The sequence below is a fragment of the Actinosynnema sp. NPDC004786 genome (genome assembly GCF_053601135.1).
In genome coordinates this window covers 1-22,826 of sequence record NZ_JBSGBG010000080.1, presented here as the reverse complement: position 1 = coordinate 22,826, position 22,826 = coordinate 1, and the positions used below count along the sequence as shown (strand labels likewise).

Genomic DNA, 22,826 nt, shown 5'->3' with positions numbered 1-22,826 from the left:
TCCAGCCTAAGGCACCCGAACCCATGTCAAATCGAGCCTCGGTGGGGTGGCTGCGGGTCCGTTGGGGGTGGGTTGGTGGGGTTGTTGTGGGTGGGTGGCCGGCGGGGGTGGTTGTGGTGGGGTGACTGGGGTTAGTTGTGGCGGTCGTCGATGGAGACGACCCAGGTGCCCCTGGCGACGAAGTCGAATGCGCCGGCGGTTCCGGCTTCGATGCGGGCGCCGTATTGCTGGACCTCGACGCTCTCCAGTTGGTCGTCGGGGTTCGGCAGCACGAGGGTGTAGGCGTGGCGCGGGTCGCGTTCCGTGAAGAGCTTGCTCCGCAGTGGCTCCTGGGGTTCGCCCTTGGCGTTGCGGTAGGTGAACTTGACCGACCACGCGCTCTCGGCCAGGTCGCCCGGCACGGAGATCTGCACCGGCTTGCCCGGGCGCACGCGCAGCACGCCGACCGCGTCCGCGTCCACCTCGCAGTTCTCCGACTGCAGGTCGCAGTACTGGGACGGCCGGACGGTGATCGTCCTGCCGTCGGCGTAGAACGTGACCTCGGGGTCGGTCGGGGCCGCGCAACCGGCCAGGACCAGCAGTGCGAGGGGGATGAGGACTCGGCGCACGGCAGTCGAGCCTACGTGCCCGCCCTCGGCACGACGGGCGCGGCCCGGAGGGGGCGGTCGCCGCCCAGGCCCGGGATCAGGGTCGTGCCGCGCCTGGTCTGGACGGTCTGCGCCAGGCCGATCGCGAGCAGCGCGGCCAGCACGGTGAAGCCGATCCAGTACTCCGTCGGCAGCAGCACGCCCAGCGCGCCGCCGAACACCCAGCCCAGCTGGAGGATCGTCTCCGACCGGCCGAACGCGGACGCGCGCGACTCGTCCGGCACGTCGTTCTGGATCACCGCGTCCAGCGACACCTTGGCCAGCGAACTCGCGGTCGCGCCGACCAGGCCCACGATCGCGGCCGTGGCCAGGCCCGGGAGGACGGCGGCCACGACGACGGTCGCCAGCGCCGCCGCCAGGCAGCCGATGACCACTTGGTCGGGTGAGCCGAACTGCATGCGCGCGCCCACGGCGTTGCCGAGGAAGCTGCCGATGCCGGCCGCCGCCGCGATGACGCCGAGCAGCAGCAACTGCAGGAACGCCTCGCCCTCGGTCTGGGCGCGCACCACGAACGCGGCGAACAGCATCAGGAACCCGGTCAGCATGCGGATGGAGCCGTTGCCCCACAGCGCGACCACGACGGTCCGGCCGAGGGCCTGGCGCTTCGGCTTCTGCGGCCGGGCGCGCAGCGACGCGGGCACCTCGCCCTCGGTCACCTCGACCCACGACGGGATGCGCAGGCAGTAGTAGGCGTTGGCCAGGCACAGCACGGCGGTGAACCACAGCGCGCCCGGTGAGCCGAAGAGGTTGGCGAAACCGGCCGCGACCGCGCCGAACACACCGCCGGCCGCCAGGCCGAACACGGTCATCCGGGCGTTGGTCTTGGACAGCGTGATCTCGCGCGGCAGCACGCGGGGTGTGATGGCGGCCTTGAGCACCATGAACGACTTGGACAGCACCATGCTGCCCAGCGCCGCCGGGTACAGGCCCCAGTTGTCGAAGTTCAGCGCCATCACGACCGACAGCAGCACCCGGACGACGCAGGACGCCGCCAGGGTCGCCCGCCTGCCGTGCTGGATCCGGTCCAGGGCCGGGCCGATGACGGGCGCGACCAGCGCGAACGGCGCGACCGTGATCAGCAGGTAGAGCGCCACCTTGCCGCGGCTCTCGCCGGCGGCGGCGGAGAAGAACAGGGTGTTGGCCAGGGCGACGGCCATCGCCGCGTCGGCCGCGTAGTTCAGCATCACCGCGTAGGTCAGCGACGACAGCCCGGACTGCTTGGCCCCGTCGGCGTGCGCGGCCTTGCGGAACGCGGCCAGCGCCTGGCCGCTGAGCTGCCGGGTGCGGAACCACGCGACGCGGGTGACGGTCAGCTTCTTCGGCGGTGCCGGCGCGGTCGGCTGGTCGTCGGGCGGCGGCGCGAAGCCGGCGGACGCCCGGGGCGGCGGCGGGGGTCCCGGTGTCGGGTACGGCCGGGTGCGCGGCTTGTACTCGTCGTCCTCCCACGGGTACCGCCGCGACTGGTCTTCCGGCCGAGGGGGTGTCACGCCTCCAATCCTGCCTCACCCGGTGCGGGCTGTCTCACACATTGCCCCCGGTGAGCACGGTGGCGATGGTCTCGCCCGGCACGTCGGCCGCGGCGATCGCGGCCAGGCCGATCGCGCCCGCCGGTTCGAGCACGAGCCCGAGCGCGGTCCGGGCCAGCGACATCGCGTCCCGGATGGCGTCGTCGGGCACCAGGACCATGTCGTCCACGAGCGCCCGCAGCCGGGGGATCGCGGCGGGCACCGGCACCCGGACGGCGATCCCGTCGGCGATCGTGTCCACGGGCGTGTCGGCGACCGGACGGCCGGCCCAGGCGCGGGCCACGGCGGGCGCGCCCTCGGCGCACACCCCGACCACGCGGGTGTCGGGCGAGTGCTCCTTCAGCCACCGGGCCATGCCGGTGATCAACGCGCCGTCGCCGACCGGCACCACGGCCGTGTCGATCCGCACGCCGGCGCGCAGCAGTTCGACCGCGATGCTCCCCGCCCCCTCCGCGACGGCGACGTCCCGGCCGTCCTCCACGAACACCGCGCCGACGCGCTGGGCGTGCTCGCGGGCGGCGTCCTTGGCGGCGGTGAAGTCGCCCGGCACCTCCACCACGGACGCGCCGAGGGCCTTCATCCGGCGCACCTTGTCGCGCACGGCGGACCGCGAGACGAACACCTCGACCGGGAAGCCGCGGCGGCGGCCCACGTAGGCGACGGCCTGGCCGAAGTTGCCCGCCGACGCGCACACCACCGGGCGTCCGGGCGGCAGGCTCGCGCCCAGGAAGTCCGCGCCGCGGCCCTTGAAGCTGCGCAGCGGGTTGACGGTCTCGACCTTGACCAGCACCCGGCGGCCCAGCTCGGCGCACAGCTGCTCGTCCACGTACTGCGGGGTGCCGCGGAAGACGGGGTCGACGGTCTCGGCGGCGCGGGCGATGTTGGCGAGGTCGATGTCCACGTGCCCGACCGTAGGTCACCCGGTCGTGAAGCGGACCCGGAAGATCGTCGGCCAGTTCTTGCCGGTGACGAGGAACTCGTCGGTGCCCGGCACGGCCGCGATGCCGTTGAGCACGTCGGTGGCGGGCACGTCGGCGGGCCGCAGGCCGCTCAGGTCCACGGTGGCGGTGACCCGGCCCGTCGCCGGGTCGATGCGCACCACCTCGTCGGTCTGCCACACGTTCGCCCAGACCTGCCCGGCCACGCACTCCAGCTCGTTCAGGCGCTCGACGGGCTCGCCGTCGCGGCGGACGGCGACCCGCCCGGTCTCGGCGAACGAGCCGGGGTCGCGGAACGCCAGCTCGTCGCTGCCGTCGCTCATCACCAGCCGGTCGCCGTCGTGGCACAGGCCCCAGCCCTCGCCCCGGTAGGTGACCCGCCTCACTTCCGCCAGCGTGTCGCGGTCCCGCTCGATGGCCACGCCGTCACGCCAGGTGAGCTGCCAGATCCGGTCGCCGACCACGGTGATGCCCTCGCCGAAGAGGGGCGCGGGCAGGTCGACGCGCTGCCGCACCTCGCCGGTCGCCGGGTCCACCCGGCGCAGCGACGACTGCCCCGCCAGGCCCGTGCCCTCGTAGAGCACGCCGTCCACCAGCTCCAAACCCTGCGTGAACGCGCCCGGGTCGTGCGGCGTCGTGCCCAGCACCTCCACGCCCGTCGGCGTGCCCGTTGACCCGCTCGGAGGGGTCGAGCACGCCGCCGACAGGACGAGCACCACCGCCACCGAGAGCCACCGCACGTCCGAAAGGGTGGCACGTGTGCACGGGGCTGCGAAGACGTGCGGCACAATTCACCCGTGACCGCCACGCCGACCCAGCAGCCCGATCCAGCGCTCGCCGACCCCGCGGCAGTCCGGCTCGCCCGAGCCGCCGCGCAAGAGGAGGCGGGCGCGGAACGCGTCGGCGACCACGTGGGCACCATCGCCGAGGACGAGGTGTCGGCCACTCACCTGTTCGAGGCCGAGCACGCGGGCTACCGCGGCTGGAACTGGGCCGTCACGGTCGCGTTCGCGGGCCCCGGCACGCCGCTGTCGGTGAGCGAGGTCGTGCTGCTGCCCGGCGACGACGCCTTGGTCGCGCCCGAGTGGGTGCCGTGGCACGAGCGGGTGCGGGCGGGCGACCTGGGCGTCGGCGACCTGCTGCCCGCGCCGGAGGACGACCCGCGCCTCGCGCCTGGGTACGTCGCCTCCGACGACCCGGCGGTCGAGGAGGTCGCCCGGGAGGTGGGCCTGGGCCGGGTGCGGGTGCTGTCCCGCGAGGGCGTGCTGGACGCCGCCCAGCGCTGGCACGGCGGTGACTTCGGGCCGCGCAGCGAGATGGCCCGCAGCGCCCCCGCCACCTGCGGGACCTGCGGTTTCTACACCCGGATCGCCGGGTCGCTCGGCGCCGCCTTCGGGGTGTGCGCGAACGAGCTGACGCCGGCCGACGGGCACGTGGTGCACGTGGAGTACGGCTGCGGCGCGCACTCGGAGGTCGAGGTCGAGGGCGGCCCGCTGGTGCCGGTCGCCGAGGTCGTCTACGACGACGCGGTGCTCGACGTGGAGGCCAACGCCGCGCCGGCCGACGAGAGCGGGAAGTGACCGCGGACCCGTTCGGCACCGAGGCGCTGCGCGAGTCGGTGCTGGCCGCGTGGCGCGGCTCGCCCACCCGGTTCCGGGAGGACGCCAACGCCGAGGAGGACCTGCGGCTCGGCGGGTACCGCGACCGGCTGCTGGTGGAGCTGGCGCAGAACGCGTCCGACGCGGCGGGCGACGAGCCCGGCGTGCTGCGGCTGTCCCTGGTGGGCGACGAGCTGCGGGCCGCGAACACCGGCGCGCCGCTGGACGCGGCCGGGGTGGCGGCGCTGGCGTCGTTGCGCGCGTCGTCGAAGGCCGCCGACACGGTGGGGCAGTTCGGCGTGGGGTTCGCGGCCGTGCTGGCGGTGACCGACGAGCCGCGCGTGGTGTCGAGGTCGGGGGCGGTGGCGTTCTCCGCCGCCCGCACCCGGGAGGCGGTGCCGTCGCTGGCGTCCGCCCGGGGTGGTGACGTGCCGGTGCTGCGGCTGGTGTGGCCGTCCGACGAGGCGGACCTGCCGGACGGCTTCGACACCGAGGTGCGGCTGCCGTTGAAGGCGCCCGCGGACGGCCTGCTGGCCGAGTTCGCGGCCCAGGTGCCGGACCTGCTGCTCGCCCTGCCGGGGCTGCGCCGGGTCGAGGTCGGCGACGACGCGTGGGAGCGGTCCGAGGCCGACGGGGTCGTGGTGCTGACCGGGCCGTCCGGCGAGCAGCGGTGGCTGGTGCACCGGGTCGGCGGCGAGCTGCCCGCCGAGCTGGTCGCCGGGGTCGAGTCGCGGCCGCAGTGGTCGGTGTGCTGGGCGTGGCCGATGGACGAGCCGCTGTCCGGCGACGTGCTGCACGCGCCCACGCCGACCGACGAGAAGCTGTCGCTGCCCGCGCGGCTGATCGCGACGCTGCCGGTGGAGCCGTCGCGGCGGCGGGTGCTGGCGGGCGCGGCGGCGTCGTTCGTGCTGGAGCGGGCGGCCGAGGCGTACCCGGACCTGGTGGTGAAGCTGCCCGCGGTGGAGCGGACGTCGCTGGTGCCGTTGCCCGGCTTCCCGCTGTCCGAAGTGGACGACCGGCTGCGGGCCGGGATCCTGGCCGCGCTGCGCACCGCGCCGTGGCTGCCGCTGGCCGACGGCGAGTGGGCCGCGCCGGCGACCGCGAAGGTGCTCGACCTGGCGTCGTTCGAGCTGGTCGAGCTGCTGGAGGACGTGGTCCCCGGCCTGCTGGACTACGAGCTGACGCTGCCGCCGCACGCGAAGGCGTTGGCGGCGCTGGACGTGCCGCGGCTCGGCGTGTCCGAAGTGGTCGCCGCGCTGGCCGGGGTCGGCGGCGACCCGGCGTGGTGGCGCCAGGTGTACGACGCGCTGACCCCGGTCGCGGACGTCGACTCGACCGCGCGCGAGGAGCTGGGCAGCCTGCCGGTGCCGCTGGTGGACGGCCGGCTCGTGAGCAGCCCGCGCGGCGTGTTGGTCGGCACCGACGCGGACCTGTTCTCGGTGCCGGGCCTGCGGATCGCGCACCCGGAGGCGGCGCACCCGCTGCTGCTGCGACTGGGCGCGACCGAGGCCGGCCCGGCCGAGCTGCTGGACTCCGACGCGGTGCGCGAGGCCGTGCACCGCAGCCTGGACGACCCCGCGCCGGACGGCCTCGAGCTGGTGCGCACCGTGCTGCGGCTCGTGTCGCGGGCCGGCGGGCGGCCGTGGCTCGCGGAGCTGGCCCTGCCCTCGGCGGACGGCGAGTGGCGGCGCGCCGACGAGCTGGTGCTGCCGGACTCGCGGCTGCTGGAGGTGCTGGAGGACGACGCGCCGTTCGGCGTGCTCGACGCGTCCGTGGCCGCCGAGTGGCCCCGGTCGGTGCTGACCGACGTCGGCGTGATCGACGGGTTCACCGTGGTCGAGGACGACTCGCCCACCGAACCCGACCACGACCTGGCCGACGAGGGCTACTGGTGGGACGCGTTCGACGTGCCGCCCGCGCGCGTGCTCGGCATCCGCGACCTGGACCTGGTGGCCCGCGACCGGTGGCCGCGGGCGTTGGCGATGATGGCCGCCGACCCGGCCGCGTGGCGCGCGGTGACCGAGCCGGACGGCTACACGGGCTGGTGGCTGGCCCGGTACGCGACGATCGACGGCGTGCCGCTCGGGTCGTGGCGGCTGCCCGACGCCGACGCGCTGGAAGGGCTGTACGACGTGGTGCCGGCGGTCGACGTGCCGCCGCACGTGCTGGCCGCCGCCGGGGTGCGCACGTCGTTGTCGGTGGAGGACTCCGACGACGTGGCCGACCTGATCGCGCGGCTCGGCGACCCGGCCCGCAAGCTGTCCGACGCGCTGGTGCTGCGGGTGCACGCGCTGCTGGCCGAGGTGGCCGACTCGGTGAGCGTCGAGCCGCCGGACCGGGTGCGGGTGCTGACCGGCGCCGCGGAGCCCGCCGACGACGTGCTGGTGCTCGACCTGCCGTGGCTGCTGGGCGTGCTGCCGCCGGCCCAGGTGCTGGCCTCCTCGGGGGCCGCGGCCGAGCTGGCCGAGCTGCTCGCCCTGCCGCTCGCCTCGGAGGAGGTCTCCGGGCACGTGGTCGGCGAGGGCGACGAGGTGGTGTGGTCGGAGCTGGGCGCGGTGCGGCTGGCGTGCGACCTGCTCGGCGTCGAGCTGCCGGGCGGGGCGCTGGTCGTGCACGACGACCTGGTCGTGGCGGCCGAGGGCGCGGAGCACTCGGTGTCGTGGTGGGTGCAGGACGGCGTCCCGCACGCCGCCGACACCCCCGAGGGCCTGGCGCGCGCCCTGGCCTGGACCACGGGTCGCTGGGACGACCGGCACACGTTCGCGGCCCTGATCGCCGACCCGACGCCCGCGGTCCTGCTGGGCTGAAGCTACTCCAGGCCCTGGCCGTGCTGGGCGGTCCGGCTGCCCCGGCGCGCGGCGGAGCGTTGCCAGGCGAAGATGCCGTAGCCGATGATCCCCAGGACACCGCCGGCCACGCACGTCCACGCCACCAGCGGCGCGTCCCCGAACAACGCCACGCCGACCGCGGCGAGGAACCACAGCGCCGTGCCGACCACGACCACGGGCACCGGGTCGGTCAGCCTCGGCGGCAGCGGGGGCGGGGGCGGGAGGGGTGTCGCGTCCTGTTCGGCCACGTCGGGCAGGCTACCTGGCCGAAACACAGGTGGGGCACGCTCTGCCTGCTCCGCACCACCGATCGAGGAGACGAGATGGCGACCGCCGACACACCCGCCGCGCCGACACCCCCGGCCCGCTCCAGGCTGGACGGGTTCTTCAAGATCTCCGAACGCGGCTCGACGGTCGGCCGGGAGGTGCGCGGCGGGCTGGTCACGTTCGTGACCATGGCCTACATCGTCGTGCTGAACCCGCTGATCCTGGGCAGCTTCGCCGCCGACGACCCCGGCGCGAAGGTGGACGTCCTCGGCAACATCCTCACCATCCCGCAGGTGGCGGCGGTCACGGCGCTGGTCGCGGGCGTCATGACGATCCTGTTCGGACTCGTCGCGAACTACCCGTTCGCGCTGGCCACCGGCCTCGGCATCAACTCGTTCGTGGCCGTCACGATCGTGCCGCAGATGTCGTGGCCCGAGGCCATGGGCCTGGTCGTGGTCAACGGCCTGGTGGTGCTCCTGCTCGTGGTCACGGGCGTGCGCACGGCGGTGTTCAACGCGGTGCCGGCCGAGCTGAAGGCGGCCATCGCGGTCGGCATCGGCCTGTTCATCTGCTTCATCGGCCTGGTGGACGCCGGGTTCGTGCGCCGGGTGCCGGACGCGGCGGGCACCACCGTGCCGGTCGGGCTGGGCATCAACGGGTCCATCGCGTCGTGGCCGACGTTCGTGTTCGTGGTCGGCCTGGTCGTCACCGGCATCCTCGTGGCGCGCAAGGTCAAGGGCGCGATCCTGATCGGCGTGCTGGCGGCCACCGTGCTGTCCATCGTGCTGGAGGCGATCGTGCAGGCGGGCCCCTCGCAGGGCACCAACCCGGCCGGCTGGAACCTCGGCTACCCGGCGCTGCCCGAGCAGGTGTTCGGCCTGCCGGACCTGTCGCTGCTGGGCGACGTGTCGTTCGGCGCGTGGACCCGGGTGCCCGCGCTGACCGCCGCGCTGCTGGTGTTCACGCTCGTGCTCACCGACTTCTTCGACACCGTCGGCACCATGACCGGCCTGGGCAAGGAGGGCGGGCTCATCGGCAAGGACGGCCAGCTGCCGGGCGTGTCGAAGGCGCTGTTCGTGGACGGCCTCGGCGCGGTCGCGGGCGGCGCGGCGTCCTCGTCGTCCAACACTGTCTTCGTCGAGTCGGCGTCCGGCATCGCCGAGGGCGCGCGGACCGGCCTGGCGAACATCGTCACCGGCCTGCTGTTCCTCGCCGCCATGTTCCTCACCCCGCTGTACTCGGTGGTGCCGATCGAGGCGGCGGCGCCCGCGCTGGTCATCGTCGGCGCGCTGATGATCATGCAGGTGAAGGAGATCGACTTCGCCGACTTCTCCGTCGGCCTGCCCGCGTTCCTCACCATCGTGGTGATGCCGTTCACGTACTCGATCGCCAACGGCATCGGCGCGGGCTTCGTGAGCTACGTGGTGCTGCGGGCGCTCACCGGCCGTGCGCGCAGCGTGCACCCGCTGATGTGGGTCGTGGCCGCCGCGTTCGTCGTCTACTTCGCGATCGGCCCCATCCAGGCCGTTCTCGGCAACTGAATGGGCAAGTTCACACGATGGGCGCAGAGATCGTGAGGTATGCTAACTACGTGACGGAGACCGAGGCTGAGGCGGGACTGGCGAGTCGGCTGCGACTGGCCATCATCCGGCTCAACCGCAGGCTCCGCGCGCAACGGGTGAACTCCACGATCTCGCTCACCCAGGTGTCCGCGCTGTCCACGTTGCACAAGTGCGGACCCCTGACGCCGGGCGAGCTGGCCGCCAGGGAAGGCGTCCAGCCCCCGTCGATGACCAGGGTGATAGCGGCCCTGGAGGAGTACGGGTTCGCCACGCGCCGCCCCCACCCCACCGACGGCCGGCAGGCCATCGTGGAGCTGAGCGAGGCGGGGCTGAACTACATCAACGAAGAGGTGTCCGCCCGCGAAGCCTGGCTGGACAAGCGGCTGGCCGAGCTGACACCGGAGGAACGGGGCGTGCTGTCGCGCGCCGCCGGGATCATCGACAGGATGGCGGGGCAGTAACGAAGTGCCGGCGTACGCGGGTGGTGCAGAGACGGACCAGGTCGAACGCAACGCAGCCGCACCCCCGCCACGCAGTCGCATGTTCGGCTCGCTCCGCGTCCGCAACTACCGCCTCTACGCCTCCGGCCAGGTCGTCTCGCTCGTCGGCCTGTGGATGCAGCGCGTCGCCCAGGACTGGCTCGTGCTGGAGCTGTCCGACGGCTCCCCGGTCGCCCTCGGCATCGCCGCCGCGCTCCAGTTCGCGCCCACGCTGCTGCTGTCGCTGTGGGCCGGCGTGCTCGCCGACCGGATGGACAAGCGCAAGCTGCTGCTCGTGCTGGAGACCGGCCTCGGCCTCTGCGCGCTGACCCTGGGCCTGCTCGACGTCACCGGCGTGGTCGAGCTGTGGCACGTCTACCTGCTGTGCCTGCTGCTCGGCGCGGTGTCCGCGGTGGAGACCCCGGTGCGGCAGAGCTTCGTGGTCGAGATGGTCGGCCGCGACCAGCTCACCAACGCGGTGGCGCTGAACGCGATGACGTTCAACCTGGCCCGGATGGTCGGCCCGGCGGTCGCCGGCGTGATGATCATCTTCGTGGGCACCGGCTGGGTGTTCCTCATCAACGCCATCAGCTTCCTCGGCGTGCTGGCCGGCCTGCTGCTGATGCGCGCGTCGGAGCTGCACCGCGGCGACCCCGTGCCGCGGGAGAAGGGCCAGCTGCGGGAAGGGCTGCGGTACGTGCGCAAGCGCGCCGACCTGGTCATCCTGCTGTGCCTGGTGTTCTTCATCAGCACGTTCGGGCTCAACTTCTACGTCACGCTGGCCGTCCTGGCGCGCAACACCTTCGGCGGCGACGCCGACGCCTACGGCCTGCTGTCCACCATGCTCGCGGTCGGCACGCTGGCCGGCGCGACCCTGGCGGCCAAGCGCAGCGCCCGCGGCAAGCCGCGGCTGAGGCTGCTGATCGTGGGCGCGCTCGCGTTCGGCGTGCTGGAGGTCGTGGTCGGCCTGATGCCGACGATGTGGCTGTCGGGCCTGGCGCTGATCCCGGTCGGCATCGCCATGATGACGTTCACCACGACCGCCAACGCGACCGTGCAGCTGTCCGTGTCGCCCGCCATGCGCGGCCGGGTCATGGGCCTCTACATGCTGGTGTTCCTGGGCGGCAACCCCGTCGGCGGCCCGGTGATGGGCTGGCTGGCCGAGCACTTCACCGCGCGGGCCCCGCTGGTCGTGGGCGGCGTGGTGTCGATCGTCGCGGCGGTGGCCGGCGGCATCGTGCTGGCCCGGCGCGGCGGCCTGGAGCTGCCCGGACCCCGCCTCGGCCTGCGCCGCCGCGCCCGGGTCTGACAATGGTCCGGTGGTCATCGCGACGGACTGGGTCCGGCTGCTCGTCGTCTGCCTGAGCTTCACCGCCGTCGCCGCCGCCGTGGTCCGGTGGGCCCGGCTGGCCTCGCCCCGGCCCGTGGTGCGGGCGGCCGTGCGGGCGACCGCGCAGCTGGCCGCAGTGTCCGTGGTGATCACGGTGGTGCTCGCGTCGTTGCCGCTCACGGCGGCGTTCCTGGTGCTGATGGCGGGCGTGGCGACGGGCACGTCGGCCGCGCGCACGAAGACCGGCCGGCGCGGGGTGTGGGTGGCGTCGGCGATCCTCGCCGGCACCGTGCCCGCCCTCGCGGTGCTCGTGGCGAGCGGGCTGGTGCCGGTGCGGGGCATCGCGCTCGTGCCGGTCGGCGGCATCCTGATCGGCGGGGCGATGACCGCCACCACGCTGTCCGTGCGGCGGGCGCTGGACGCGCTGCGGGACCGGCACGGCGAGTACGAGGCGGCGCTGGCGCTCGGGTTCACCGAACCGGTCGCGGTGCGGGAGCTGATCCGCACGCCCGCCGCGGAGGCGTTGATCCCGGCGCTCGACCAGACCCGCACGGTCGGCCTGGTCACGCTGCCCGGCGCGTTCGTCGGGATGCTGCTGGGCGGCGCGCCGGTGTGGCAGGCGGGGGCGTTGCAGCTCGTCGTGCTGCTGGCCCTGCTGGCGGTCGAGGCGGTGGCGATCGCGGTGGTGGTGGAACTCGTGGCGCGGGGTCTGGTGCGCAGGGCTGGTGCGGTCGGCGAAGTTAGGCTAACCTAAGTCTCGTCGCTTCGTGGTGGGAGCGGCAGTCAGTTCGGGAACAGACGAGGCCCCGCCTCCCGGTCGTACCGCCGGGGCGCGGGGCCTCGTCGTGTCCTGGGGTTCGTCGTGCCTGGGCTCGTCGTGTCCCGGGCCGGAGATGCGCCGCGCCAACGGATCGGTCCCCGTGTGACGATCGGCCGGTGTTGAGCGCCAGGGACGTCACGCTGTCGTTCGGCCCGCGCACCGTGCTCGCGGGGCCACCCTCGACGTCGGCGCGGCGGCGCAACGCGAAGTCCGACGAAAGCGACAAGAACATCACGTTCGCCGGCGAGCAGGGCACGGGGAACCTGTCCGCTCTCGTGACCCACGACCGCAGGTTGGCTTCGGCGGTGGGGGTTGACCACACCTTGGACGTGCGGACCCTGGCAAGATAGGCGCATGGGCACCGAGGAGGACTGGCCGATCGAGCAGACGTGGTCGCTGCGCAACACGCACTGGCACGCGTACGTGGAGCACACGTCACTCGACCACGCCTCCCCGCGCGCCGAGCGGTTGGAGCGCACCCCGGAAGAGGTCCTGACCACGCCCGCCGAAGTGGCCGCGTGGTTGGAGGTCAACCTGCGCAGTGCGACGAAGCCCGAGGAGGTCGGGAAGAAGCGCACGAAGGACGAGCGGGACTTCTCCGACTCGAACCGGGTGCACACGTCGCTGGCGTCGGCGGGCGAGAGCATCTACACCGGGGTGAAGGGCATGCTGACGTTGGCGGTCGAGGCCGTGACGCCCGACGAGTGCCGCAGTTCCCACGACGGTGCCGACGTCGCGCCGCTGAAGGCCGGGCGGCGGCGCTGACCTGCGGGTATGGTGGGGTGTGCGGGCGCTCGCGGCGGCCGTGAAAGATCACCCTGACGTGTTAATGACGGCGCGGCGGGTATCAATGGAAACGCCCGGAGCGTTGCCGGAAGAATGAAGGCCGCGGCGCAGGCCAGAGCTGTGCCCGGGGCACGGGTGGCCGGGGTGCCCCCACGAGCAGGACAATCGTGTCGCCTGCCCGCCCCCGCCGCCCAGCCGCTGCCGCGCCGCCCGGTCGCTGCCCGGTCGTGCCGTGCAGCCCCGCCGCGCCGCTGCCGCGCCGCCTGACCAGCCTCGCCCCGCCCCGCCCGACGAGCCCCGCCCGACGAGCCCCGCCCCGCCCGACGAGCCTCGCCGCGCCCGACGAGCCGCGCCGCGCAGCCCAGCCTCGCCGCGCCGCCCGGTCGCTCGCCCGGTCAGGTCGTGCAGCCGCGCCGCCCGCCCGGCCCCGCCGTCCGGCTGCCCGCCCGGTCAGGCCGTCCAGTCCCGCCGCCCGCCCGATCGGGCGGCCCCGGGCCCCGTGAGGTGACCTGTCCGCCGCGCCCCGACGCGCGGCGGACAGGTCGTGGGCACGTGGCAGGCGGGTCAGCCGCCCACCGGCCACGTGTGGACCGGCTCCCCCGCGTGCGACAGTTCGACGTACCGCCCGAGCATCGCGCTCAGCGCCGCGTCCCGGTCGGCCCCCCGGTCCTCCAGCAGCGCCACGGTGTCGCGCTGCCACTGCGACCCCGTGCGCCGCGTCAGGCACCGCGCCTCGATCACGCCGAGGTACCGCTCCCGCGCCTCGTCGGACACCCCGCACGCGCGCAACCCCTCGTGCGCCAACGGCAGCAACCGGCGCAGGACGAGTTCGTCCGGCGGCACCCACCCGATCCCCGGCCAGTACAGCTGCGCGCCCATCCCGTGCCGCGACCCGGCGTACAGGTTCTCCTCCGCCGCGTGGAACGACATCTGGCTCCACAAAGGACGTTCCAGCGTGGTCAACGCCCGCTGCGCCCCGTAGAAGAACGCCGCGTTGGCCATCGTGTCGAGCACGGTCGGCCCGGCCGGCAGCACGCGGTTCTCCACGCGCAGGTGCGGCACGCCGTCCACGACGTCGTACACCGGCCGGTTCCAGCGCCACACGGTCCCGTTGTGCAGCCGCAGCTCCGTCAACGTCGGCGTGCCGCCCGACCCGAGCACGTCCAACGGGTCCTCGTCACCGGTCTCGGGCAGCAACGCCGGGAAGTACCGCACGTTCTCCTCGAACAGGTCGAAGATGGACGTGATCCACCGCTCCCCGAACCACACCCGCGGCCGGACGCCCTGGTTCTTCAGCTCCTGCGACCGGGTGTCCGTGGCCTGGAGGAACAGCGGGATGCGGGTCTCGTGCCACAACGCCCGCCCGAGCAGGAACGGCGAGTTGGCCGCGATCGCCACCTGCACCCCGGCCAACGCCTGCGCCGCGTTCCAGTGCGCCGCGAAGTCGTCCGGCGCCACCTGCAGGTGCAGCTGCACGGACGTGCAGGCCGCCTCCGGCATGATGGACTCCGCGTAGCTGGACAGCCGCTCGCCCACCCGTCCGGGCATGGGCGCGCCCTCCATCGACAGCACGACCTCCTCCCCGCGCAGCGCGAGGATCTGGTCGTTGAGCCTCGTGTACCGCGGCTGGTTGGACAGCCACCGCCGGTCGAAGTGCTCGTGCTGCAACGTCGGCAGCACCCCGATCATCACGATCGACGTGCCGGCGTCGTGCGCCTTGACGTCGGCCGTCGCCAGCGTGGAGACCAGTTCCCTCTCCAGGTCCAGCGTCTCGTCGCCGGCCAGCTCGCGCGGCGGGACGTTCACCTCCAGGTTGTGCTGGCCCAGCTCCAACGTGAACGACGGGTCGTCGATCTTCTCCAGCACCTCGGAGTTGGCCATCGCGGGCCGCCACGCGCCGTCGACCAGGTTCAGCTCGATCTCCAGCCCCATCTGCTGCCTCGGGAAGGAGAAGCTCTCCTCCACCAGCATGGTTCCCAGCGCGTCCATGCACCGCTGCATGCGCTCGCGGTAGCGCTGGCGGTCCTCCCTGGTGAACGTCCGACTGGACACATCCGTACCCATGCCGCCTCCCAATCACGGTAGGGCTGCTCCGGCGGGCTTAGCGGAGGCCAACCGTGACACAGCAACCACCCGCCCGCCAGCGCCCAAATCGGTGCTCTCTGTCACATGGGGGTAACAATAAGCGAGAATTCGCTGGTCCAGGGCTTGTGTTGAACTGCCTCGATTCTGTGAGGGGTGTTCACCTGCGCGGAGGTGGGACACTGCTGACGTGATCGAGATCGACGACCCGGCGGACCCCCGGCTGGACGACTTCCGGGACCTGTCGACGGCCGACCGCCGCCCGGACCGCCCCGGCGGCCGGGGCCTGGTGATCGCCGAGGGCGTGGTGGTCGTCGAACGGCTCCTCGCCTCGCGCTACCCCGTGCGCGGCCTGCTCGGCGTGCGCCGCCGCGTGGCCGCGCTCGGCGACCTGCCCGCGCCCGCGTACGTGACCTCCGCCGAGGTCATGGCCGAGGTCGTCGGCTTCCACCTGAACCGGGGCGTGCTGGCGGCCGCCGACCGCGCGCCCCAGCCCGACGTGGCCGAGCTGGTCGCGTCCGCGCGCCGGCTCGCCGTGCTGGAGGGCGTCGGCGACCACGAGAACCTCGGTTCGCTGTTCCGCAACGCCGCCGCGCTCGGCATCGACGGCGTGCTGCTCGGCCCGGGGTGCAGCGACCCGCTGTACCGGCGCAGCGTCCGCGTCTCGATGGGGCACGTGCTGCGCGTGCCGTTCGCGTCGGTCCCGAACCTCACCGAAGCGTTCGACCTGCTGCGCCACAACGGTTTCACGGTCGCCGCGCTCACCCCGCGCGCCGACGCGAAGGGCCTGGCCGACGCCGGACTGCGGGGCCGCAAGGTCGCCGTCCTGCTCGGATCGGAGGGGCCCGGCCTCACCGAGGAGGCCATCGCGGCGGCCGACGTGGCCGTCCGGATCCCCATGGCGGAGGGCGTCGACTCGCTGAACGTGGCGACGGCGGGCGCCATCGCCTTCTACGCGATCGCCTGAAACGCTACGTTCTCACCGGGCACGACCAGAGGAGGACGTAGGTGGAACTGCGGGTCCAGGACGGCCGGGCCGTGCTCGCGGGTCGCGACGACGCGGGCGAGCGGGAAGTCGACCCGCACACCCTCCCGCTCGGCGCGGGTCTCGCCGACGCGCTGCACGAGTGGGCGAAGGTGGCCGGCGCGGTGACGCGGGCCGAGACGCCCGCCGAGGGCGCCGCGAGCGCCCTGGTCACCAGGAGGGGACGCCAGTTGGCGGGCCGGCTGGCCGCCGAGATGGGCGTCCCGGTGCGGTACACCGACCCGGTGACCGGCGAGCTGGTCGTCGTGGACGTCCCCGCCGAGGACGAGGCGGAGGACGTCGGCGAGGGCGTCGAGGAGGGCGCGGAGCCGGAGGGCGACGGGGAGGAGCCCCGGGAGCCGACCCCCTGGGGCACCGGCCTGACGGTCAGCTTCATCGTGGCCGCCGTGGTGACGTTCACCGTCTACACGCTGTCGGTGGGGCTGGGCGAGACCAGCCAGTGGCTCGCCCTGCTGGCGAACGTCCTGGTGGTCGGCGGCATCACCCCGTCGGTGTGGCTGGCGCGGAACGTGCCGGTGTGGCGGTGGGTCGCGTACGGCGTGGTGGCGGGTGTGCTGGCGGCGTGGTTGTCGCTGCTGCTGACCAGCCTGCTGGCCCCCTGAGCGCGCCGGCCCCCTGAACCCGGCGTGCCGCGTTCAGGGGGCGTGCGCACTAGGTGTAGTGACTAATCAGGTTGTTGACGGCGTGTCGGGTTGAAGACGGGAGGACCTCCGGGCGGAGTGGATGTGTCTGACGCATCCCATCGGCACACGGAGGTCCTCGCGTGCACAGTAACGCCCGCACCACCGTCCACGCCCGCAGACTGATCGTGGCCCGGCGTGCAGCCGGGTGGTCACCGGCCTGTATCGCCGAGCAACTGGGCATCTCGCGCGCCACGGTGCACAAGTGGCTGGCCCGGCATCGACGTGAGGGCGACGCCGGGCTGCTCGACCGCAGCTCGCGCCCGCACCGCAGCCCACGCCGCACCCCGGTCGAGGTCGAGGACCGCATCCTGGCCGCCCGCCGGCGGCTACGACGAGGACCGGTGCACCTGGCCGGACTGCTCGGTCTGCCCGCCTCCACCATCGGCCGGGTGCTGCGCCGCCGCGGCGAACCCGCCCTGGCCGCGGTCGACCCGATCACCGGCCTGCCGGTGCGCCACCGCCGCACCGACATCCGCTACGAACGCCGCCATCCCGGCGACCTGTTGCACGTCGACGTCAAGAAACTCGGCCGCGTCCCCGACGGCGGCGGCTGGCGGGCGCACGGCCGCAGCGAGAAAGTACGCGGCCGGGGCATCGGCTACGACTACTTCCATGTCGCGGTGGACGACCGCACCCGCATCGCCTACGTCGAGGCCCTCCCCGACGAGAAGGACATGACCTGCGCGGGCTTCCTGCACCGGGCGGTGGCCTGGTTCCGCGACCACGGCGTGGTCGTGCTGCGGGTGCTCACCGACAACGCCAAGGTCTACCGGGTCGGACGGAACTGGCGGGCGGTCTGCATCGCCCTGGCCATCCGCCGCCGCTTCATCAAGCCGGGCTGCCCCTGGACCAACGGCAAAGCCGAACGCTTCAACCGCACCCTGCAAACCGAGTTCGCCTACGCGAGAGCCTGGACAGGCAACGACCAGCGCCTGGCCGCCCTGCCCCGCTGGATCCACGACTACAACCACCACCGAGCCCACAGCGCCCTCGGCGGCCAGCCATCCATCACCCGACTGACCGCCTAGACGTCAACAACGTCACGAATCAGTACAACTAGGCCAGGGAGTCGCGCCACGCGGTGTGCAGCGCGGCGAACCGGCCCCGGCCGCCGATCAGCTCCTCCGGCGTGCCGTCCTCCACCACCCGGCCGCCGTCGAGCACCAGCACCCGGTCGGCGATCAGCACGGTCGACAGCCGGTGGGCGATGATGAACGCCGTCCGCTCGGCCAGCACCGTCTCCAGCGCGTCCTGCACCGCGCGCTCGGTCGGCACGTCGAGGCTGGACGTCGCCTCGTCCAGCACGAGCACCGCCGGGTCGGCCAGGAACGCCCGCGCGAACGCCACCATCTGCCGCTGGCCCGCGGACAGCCGGCCGCCGCGCTTGCGCACGTCGGTGTCGTAGCCCTCGGGCAGCGCGCGGATGAACGCGTCCGCCCCGACCGCCCGCGCCGCCGCCTCGACCTCCTCGCGGGTCGCGGACGGCCGGCCCAGCGCGATGTTGTCCAGCACGGACCCGTCGAACAGGAAGTTCTCCTGCGTCACCATGACGACCGCGCGCCGCAGCTCGGCGTCGGCCACCGACCGCAGGTCCACCCCGTCCAGCAGGACCGCGCCCGCGGTCGGGTCGTAGAACCGGGCCACCAGCTTGGCGAGCGTCGACTTCCCCGCGCCGGTCGCGCCGACCAGCGCCACCGTCTGCCCGGCGGGCACGGTCAGGTCGAACGCGGGCAGCACCAGCGGCGTGTCCTGCGAGTAGCGGAACTCGACGCCCTCGAACCGGACCGCGCCCTGCACCTCGCCCAGCGGCGTCGGCTCCTCGGGCTCGCGGACCTGCGGCTCCTCCTCCAGCAACCCGGAGATCTTCTCCAGCGCCGCGGTGGCCGACGCGTAGGCGTTGGCGAACATGGCGAGCTGGTCGAACGGGTCGTAGAACCGCCGCACGTACAGCGTGAACGCGGCCAGCACACCCAGTTCGAGCTGACCGCCCGCCACCCGCAGCGCGCCCCAGGCGAGGATCATCGCGAGCGACAGGTTGCCGATCACCCGCACCGACGACGTGAACGCCGCCATCACGCCCATCGCGTCGGTGTTGGCGTCCCGGAACCGGCCGTTCAGCTCGTTCATGATCTTCTCGTTGCGCCGCTCGCGCCGGAACGCCTGCACCGCGCGGATGCCGTTCATGGTCTCCACGAACTGCACGATGATCTTGGCGATCGCGCCGCGGGTGTGCCGGTAGGCCCGCCCGGACCGGCGGCGGAACCAGCGGGTCAGCAGGATCAGCGGCACGAAGCCGGACAGCACCACCAGGGCGAGCGGGACGTCCAGGTAGAGCAGGACGACCGAGATGCCGAGCAGCGACAGCATCGAGGTGAAGAAGCCGTCCAGGCCCTCCTCGACCAGGTCCTGCAGCGAGTCGACGTCGCTGGTCAGGCGGGAGATCACCTTGCCCGAGGTGTACTTCTCGTGGAACGAGACGGACAGCCGCTGGGCGTGCCGGAACACGCGTTCCCGCAGCACGAGCAGCACGTCCTGGCCGATCCGGCCGGTGAGCCGGACGAACGACCAGCGCAGCAGGGTCGCGGAGATCGCCGTCGCCACGTAGCCGCCGACGCACCAGGCGAGCGCCTGCGGCCTGCCGTCCAGCGCGGCCGGGACGCCGGTGTCGATCGCGGCCGCGATCAGCAGCGGACCGGCCAGGTTGACCAGGTTCTCCAGGACCACGATGACGAGGGCGAGGGTCGCCGCGCGGGCGTGCGGGCGCAGCAGTTCGCCGAGCAGCCGGCGGGACCGGGCCTGGAGCTTGACGCCGGTCGCGTAGTCCACGTCCTCGACGTCCTCGGCCGCGACGCCGCGCCACGCCTCCTCGTCCGGGTCCGGCTCGGGCCGGTGCCCGGTCACGGCCTCCGCGGTCACGCCGCCACCTCCTCGTCCTCCATCGTGGACAACAACGCGCGGTAGTCCTCGTTGTCGGCCAGCAGTTGCGCGTGGGTGCCGGTGGCCGCGATCCGGCCGTCGACCAGCATCGCCACCCGGTCGGCGAGCTGCACCGTGCTCGGGCGGTGCGCGACGACCAGCGCCGTCACGCCCTTGAGCACGCGCCGCAGCGCGGCCTCCACCTCGGCCTCGGTGTGCACGTCGAGCGCGGACAGCGGGTCGTCCAGCACCAGCACGGCCGGGTGCCCGGCGACCGCGCGGGCCAGGGCCAGGCGCTGCCGCTGACCGCCGGACAGCGACAGGCCCTGCTCGCCGATCCGGGTGTCCAGGCCCCACGGCAGCGCGTCCACGAACTCCTCGGCCCGCGCCACCCGCAGCGCCTCGCGGACCCGGCCCTCGTCGATGTCGGGCGCGCCGAGCGCGACGTTCTCGGTGACGCTCGCGGAGAACAGGATCGGCTCCTCGAACGCGGTGCCGACGACCCGGCGCAGCTCGCCCAGGTCCAGGTCGCGTACGTCCACGCCGTCGATCGTGACGCGGCCCGCCGTGACGTCGGCCAGGCGCGGCACCAGGGCGGTGACGGTCGTCTTGCCCGAGCCGGTCCCGCCGACCAGGGCGACCGTCTCGCCCGGCCGCAGGTCGAGGTCGACGCCGCGCAGCACCTCGGTGCCCGAACCGGGGTGGCGGTAGCGGACGCCCTCGAACCGGACGTGCCCGCGCACGGGCGCGGCCAGCGGCTTCGGGTTCGCCGGGCTGGTGACGGTGACCTCGGTGTCGACCACCTCGAAGTACCGCTCCAGCGCGGACGCGGTGGAGTTGGTCTCCGCCAGCAGCCACCCGATCGAGTCGACCGGCCAGCGCAGGTAGGCGCTCACCGTGACGGCGGCGACGAGCGTGCCGACGGTCATGGCGCCGTTGGCGATGCCGATCGAGCCGAACGCGAGCTGGCCCGCGATGCCCAGTTCCGGCAGCACGATCAGCACGGCCCACAGCGCGGCGAAGATCCGCACCTTGGCCACTTCGGTGTCGCGCAGCTCACGCGCCTGGCGCAGGAACCGCCCGGTCAGGTGAGGTCCGCGGCCGAACGCCTTCAGCACCCGGATGCCGAGCACGGACTCCTCGACCACCGTCGTCAGGTCGCCGGACTGGTCCTGCGCGCGGCGGGCGACGACCTTGAACCTGGTCTCGAACAGGTAGGACAGCACGACCAGCGGCAGCGTGCTCGCCAGCACGATGATGCCCAGGACGGGTGACAGCCAGAAGAGCACGCCGAGCCCGATCAGGACGACGAGGCTGTTCACCACCAGGAAGATGACGGCGAAGCCGACGAACCGCCGCACCTGGGTCAGGTCGGTGGTCGCGCGGGACAGCAGCTGCCCCGACTGGTAGCGGTCGTGGAAGGCCACCTGCAGGTCTTGCAGGTGGTGGTACAGCTCGGCCCGCATCCGCGCCTCGACGTCCGACGCCGGTCCGGCGATCAGCTTGCGACGGGCGTAGAACAGCGCGGCCTCGGCGCAGCCGAGCAGCACGATGACGCCGATGAGCAGCGGCAACGCGCTCAGGTCGCGGTCGGCGATCGGGCCGTCCACGATGCGTTGGGTGATCAGCGGGATGCCCAGCCCGCACATCATCGCGAGCATGGTGGCGACCATGGCGAGCACGACGGGTGTGCGAACGGGCTTGAGGTACGGCCACAGCCTGCGCACGCTCGCGGCTGTGGAAGTACGGTCTTCCGACACGAGGCCCCCTCCGGTCCACCCTTGACGGTACGAAGGTGGACCGACTTCCGGCATCCGGTTTTCCTGTGCTCGACCCTGCAGGCTGGAGTTGGGTGGAGGTCAAGAGTCAGGTGGAGGTCACCGTGGAGGTTCGGTTCCTGCGCGCGGAGGCGACGATGGCGTTCCCGCGGGGGAGGTTGCTCGCGGTGCGGGGCGGGCGGTTGTACGTGCTCGCGCCCGACGGGTGGGACGTCGTCGGCGGTGCCCGGCCCGAGGGGGCGCGCCCGATCAGCCGTGAGGAGGCGGTGGAGTGGTGCCGGTTCGAGGGGGTGGGGGAGGAGGTGCTCGACGCGGTGCCGGTGCCGGAGTAGGGCGCGGTGTCGGTGTCGGTGCCGGTGCCGGTGCCGGGGTCGGGGGTGGTGCCGGGGTCGGGGGTGGTTACTTCCCGGTTCGGCGCAGGACGGCGGGGGCGGTGAGCAGGCCCGCGACGCCGTAGCTGACGCCCGCCAGCAGGACGAGCACGGTCCACTTGTCGCCGATCCAGGTGAACCGCTCCGGCACCTTGAAGTAGTGCGCGAGGCCCAGCAGGATCGGGCCGATCAGCACGATCGGCCACACCGGGCGCACCTTGAGCAGCCACAGCAGCGGGCCGGCGAGCAGGGCGCTGGCCACCAGCGCGATCGGCAGGCCGATGACGACCAGCAGGATGAACTCGCCCAGGGACGTCTCGTTGACCACCCGGTCGAGCACGCCGGTGCGGTAGGCCCGGATCCAGGCGACGAACAGCGCGGAGCCGACGACGGCCGAGAACACGACGCGCAGCAGCACCCGGAACGCGAAGCCGCCGATGGCGGAGCGCGAGGTGGGCGGCGTGTCAGTCACGGGCAGCAGTGTGGCTCACGGGGTGGCGGGCTGTCACCGGTGCGGCCAGCACGAAACCGATCAGGCCGGCGGCCACGGAGCCCGCGGGGATCGACACCCAGACGGTGAGCAGGGTCAGGGCGGCGGTGAAGGTGACGCCCACGGCGGCGAAGCCCAGGGGGCGGTCCTGGTGGGCGGCCCTGAGGACGGCCCACGCGAGGAGCAGGCCCACGATCAGGCTGATCGGCATGGAGACCAGGCCCAGGGCCAGGCAGTCCCAGTCGTCGGTGGAGCAGATGGTGCCGGAGGCGATGAACTCGCGCAGGCCCAGCCAGGCCGCGCCCAGGGCTGCGCCCACGGCGGCTCCGGTGACCAGTCGTCCCAGCATGGCTGGTGGGTACCCGGGTGATCGTCGGGGGTAAACGCCGGGTAGTTGGGTGGTTGCGGGGTGGAGCTTGAGGACTCACGCGCGAGTCCTACGTTCGGAACGCGAGTGTCCTACGTTCGGAACACCCGAGTTGAGCGTTCGGGTCTACGGCTCGGTGGTGCGGGCCGGCTCGATTTGACATGGGGCCCTTACGGGCACCCTGGGCTGGACGAAGCCGGCAGGCCCGGCGGGGAAGAGTGTTCGCCGCGTGCGCGTGGCAGCTCAACGGGCGGCCCGCCTACGACGGCCCGGCGAAGGCCGTGCAGAAGTTCGCGGGCACCGACCGGCAGGT

At 73.3% G+C, this 22,826-nt stretch carries 22 protein-coding genes and 1 pseudogene; 13 read left to right on the top strand and 10 right to left on the bottom strand.

Annotated features, from left to right (window positions below):
• Positions 1-131 precede the first annotated feature (131 nt).
• The 4 genes from ACWEFJ_RS38055 to ACWEFJ_RS38040 are packed head-to-tail and all read right to left on the bottom strand — an operon-like array spanning position 132 to position 3,851.
• Positions 132-608, bottom strand: a complete 477-nt coding sequence (locus ACWEFJ_RS38055) for a DUF2771 family protein (protein ID WP_378083639.1) — start codon at positions 606-608, stop codon at positions 132-134.
• 11 nt (positions 609-619) lie between these two features.
• Complete coding sequence (locus ACWEFJ_RS38050) at positions 620-2,134, bottom strand: MFS transporter (protein WP_378083637.1); 1,515 nt, start codon at positions 2,132-2,134, stop codon at positions 620-622.
• 34 nt (positions 2,135-2,168) lie between these two features.
• Positions 2,169-3,074 carry a threonine ammonia-lyase gene (locus tag ACWEFJ_RS38045; protein WP_378083634.1) on the bottom strand — a complete coding sequence of 302 codons (906 nt, stop codon included), beginning with the start codon at positions 3,072-3,074 and terminating at the stop codon, positions 2,169-2,171.
• Positions 3,075-3,089: 15 nt separating this feature from the next.
• Positions 3,090-3,851 carry a glutaminyl-peptide cyclotransferase gene (locus ACWEFJ_RS38040; RefSeq protein WP_378083631.1) on the bottom strand — a complete coding sequence of 254 codons (762 nt, stop codon included), beginning with the start codon at positions 3,849-3,851 and terminating at the stop codon, positions 3,090-3,092.
• Between the two features lie 57 nt (positions 3,852-3,908).
• Here ACWEFJ_RS38040 and ACWEFJ_RS38035 point away from each other — a divergent pair, with 57 nt between their 5' ends.
• Positions 3,909-4,691 (top strand): DUF3027 domain-containing protein, encoded by a 783-nt coding sequence (locus ACWEFJ_RS38035; RefSeq protein ID WP_378083629.1) that lies wholly within the window; start codon positions 3,909-3,911, stop codon positions 4,689-4,691.
• Positions 4,688-7,516 (top strand): sacsin N-terminal ATP-binding-like domain-containing protein, encoded by a 2,829-nt coding sequence (locus tag ACWEFJ_RS38030; protein WP_449716764.1) that lies wholly within the window; start codon positions 4,688-4,690, stop codon positions 7,514-7,516. Before ACWEFJ_RS38035 ends, ACWEFJ_RS38030 begins: the two co-directional genes overlap by 4 nt.
• 2 nt (positions 7,517-7,518) lie before the next feature.
• On the opposite strand, the gene ACWEFJ_RS38025 is transcribed toward ACWEFJ_RS38030, so the two are convergent.
• Positions 7,519-7,785, bottom strand: a complete 267-nt coding sequence (locus ACWEFJ_RS38025; RefSeq protein ID WP_378083625.1) for a DUF2530 domain-containing protein — start codon at positions 7,783-7,785, stop codon at positions 7,519-7,521.
• A gap of 75 nt (positions 7,786-7,860) precedes the next feature.
• Between ACWEFJ_RS38025 and ACWEFJ_RS38020 the strand changes: the two genes are divergently transcribed.
• The 6 genes from ACWEFJ_RS38020 to ACWEFJ_RS37995 all read left to right on the top strand — a co-directional run bounded on the left by ACWEFJ_RS38020 (position 7,861) and on the right by ACWEFJ_RS37995 (position 12,760).
• Positions 7,861-9,345, top strand: a complete 1,485-nt coding sequence (locus ACWEFJ_RS38020) for an NCS2 family permease (RefSeq protein ID WP_378083624.1) — start codon at positions 7,861-7,863, stop codon at positions 9,343-9,345.
• Positions 9,346-9,362: 17 nt separating this feature from the next.
• Positions 9,363-9,827: a MarR family winged helix-turn-helix transcriptional regulator gene (locus tag ACWEFJ_RS38015; protein WP_378083622.1), complete on the top strand. Its 465-nt coding sequence runs from the start codon at positions 9,363-9,365 to the stop codon at positions 9,825-9,827.
• Between the two features lie 4 nt (positions 9,828-9,831).
• Positions 9,832-11,154, top strand: coding sequence for an MFS transporter (locus tag ACWEFJ_RS38010; protein ID WP_378083620.1), 1,323 nt, complete (start codon positions 9,832-9,834; stop codon positions 11,152-11,154).
• 10 nt (positions 11,155-11,164) lie between these two features.
• Positions 11,165-11,929: an ABC transporter permease gene (locus tag ACWEFJ_RS38005; protein WP_449716763.1), complete on the top strand. Its 765-nt coding sequence runs from the start codon at positions 11,165-11,167 to the stop codon at positions 11,927-11,929.
• Between the two features lie 182 nt (positions 11,930-12,111).
• Entirely contained in the window at positions 12,112-12,345 is a 234-nt protein-coding gene (locus ACWEFJ_RS38000) for a hypothetical protein (protein WP_449716762.1), read from the top strand.
• Positions 12,346-12,349: 4 nt separating this feature from the next.
• Complete coding sequence (locus ACWEFJ_RS37995; RefSeq protein ID WP_378083613.1) at positions 12,350-12,760, top strand: hypothetical protein; 411 nt, start codon at positions 12,350-12,352, stop codon at positions 12,758-12,760.
• Between the two features lie 585 nt (positions 12,761-13,345).
• Here ACWEFJ_RS37995 and ACWEFJ_RS37990 read toward each other — a convergent pair.
• Positions 13,346-14,845, bottom strand: coding sequence for a glutamate-cysteine ligase family protein (locus ACWEFJ_RS37990; RefSeq protein ID WP_449716761.1), 1,500 nt, complete (start codon positions 14,843-14,845; stop codon positions 13,346-13,348).
• A 208-nt stretch (positions 14,846-15,053) separates the two neighbouring features.
• On the opposite strand from ACWEFJ_RS37990, the gene ACWEFJ_RS37985 reads away from it, so the two are divergent.
• The 3 genes from ACWEFJ_RS37985 (at position 15,054) to ACWEFJ_RS37975 (ending at position 17,619) form a co-directional block, all read left to right on the top strand.
• Positions 15,054-15,830: a TrmH family RNA methyltransferase gene (locus ACWEFJ_RS37985; protein ID WP_449716760.1), complete on the top strand. Its 777-nt coding sequence runs from the start codon at positions 15,054-15,056 to the stop codon at positions 15,828-15,830.
• A 41-nt stretch (positions 15,831-15,871) separates the two neighbouring features.
• Positions 15,872-16,510, top strand: coding sequence for a DUF2537 domain-containing protein (locus tag ACWEFJ_RS37980; protein ID WP_449716759.1), 639 nt, complete (start codon positions 15,872-15,874; stop codon positions 16,508-16,510).
• A 161-nt stretch (positions 16,511-16,671) separates the two neighbouring features.
• Positions 16,672-17,619: an IS481 family transposase gene (locus ACWEFJ_RS37975; protein WP_449716758.1), complete on the top strand. Its 948-nt coding sequence runs from the start codon at positions 16,672-16,674 to the stop codon at positions 17,617-17,619.
• A 28-nt stretch (positions 17,620-17,647) separates the two neighbouring features.
• Here ACWEFJ_RS37975 and ACWEFJ_RS37970 read toward each other — a convergent pair whose 3' ends face one another.
• Positions 17,648-19,507 (bottom strand): ABC transporter ATP-binding protein, encoded by a 1,860-nt coding sequence (locus ACWEFJ_RS37970; RefSeq protein ID WP_449716757.1) that lies wholly within the window; start codon positions 19,505-19,507, stop codon positions 17,648-17,650.
• The gene (locus ACWEFJ_RS37965) at positions 19,504-21,234 is read right to left on the bottom strand and encodes an ABC transporter ATP-binding protein (protein WP_449716756.1); all 1,731 of its coding nucleotides are present in this window, start codon (positions 21,232-21,234) and stop codon (positions 19,504-19,506) included. The genes ACWEFJ_RS37970 and ACWEFJ_RS37965 overlap by 4 nt, the downstream gene beginning before the upstream one ends.
• A 125-nt stretch (positions 21,235-21,359) precedes the next feature.
• Between ACWEFJ_RS37965 and ACWEFJ_RS37960 the strand changes: the two genes are divergently transcribed.
• Positions 21,360-21,617, top strand: coding sequence for a hypothetical protein (locus ACWEFJ_RS37960; protein WP_378083602.1), 258 nt, complete (start codon positions 21,360-21,362; stop codon positions 21,615-21,617).
• A 67-nt stretch (positions 21,618-21,684) separates the two neighbouring features.
• Here ACWEFJ_RS37960 and ACWEFJ_RS37955 read toward each other — a convergent pair whose 3' ends face one another.
• A complete protein-coding gene (locus tag ACWEFJ_RS37955; protein ID WP_449716755.1) occupies positions 21,685-22,128 on the bottom strand; it encodes a hypothetical protein in 444 nt (147 codons plus the stop codon).
• Positions 22,121-22,495, bottom strand: coding sequence for a hypothetical protein (locus ACWEFJ_RS37950; RefSeq protein ID WP_378083598.1), 375 nt, complete (start codon positions 22,493-22,495; stop codon positions 22,121-22,123). The genes ACWEFJ_RS37955 and ACWEFJ_RS37950 overlap by 8 nt, the downstream gene beginning before the upstream one ends.
• A gap of 236 nt (positions 22,496-22,731) precedes the next feature.
• Here ACWEFJ_RS37950 and ACWEFJ_RS37945 point away from each other — a divergent pair.
• A pseudogene (locus ACWEFJ_RS37945) lies at positions 22,732-22,826 on the top strand (A/G-specific adenine glycosylase); the annotation flags it as partial.

Excerpts from the sequence above, each read along its gene's own strand:
- ACWEFJ_RS38020 (WP_378083624.1), top strand. The coding sequence starts at position 7,861 with ATGGCGACCGCCGACACACCCGCCGCGCCGACACCCCCGGCCCGCTCC.
- ACWEFJ_RS38015 (WP_378083622.1), top strand. The coding sequence starts at position 9,363 with ATGGGCGCAGAGATCGTGAGGTATGCTAACTACGTGACGGAGACCGAG.
- ACWEFJ_RS37995 (WP_378083613.1), top strand. The coding sequence starts at position 12,350 with ATGGGCACCGAGGAGGACTGGCCGATCGAGCAGACGTGGTCGCTGCGC.
- ACWEFJ_RS37990 (WP_449716761.1), bottom strand. The coding sequence starts at position 14,845 with ATGGGTACGGATGTGTCCAGTCGGACGTTCACCAGGGAGGACCGCCAG.
- ACWEFJ_RS37950 (WP_378083598.1), bottom strand. The coding sequence starts at position 22,495 with ATGCTGGGACGACTGGTCACCGGAGCCGCCGTGGGCGCAGCCCTGGGC.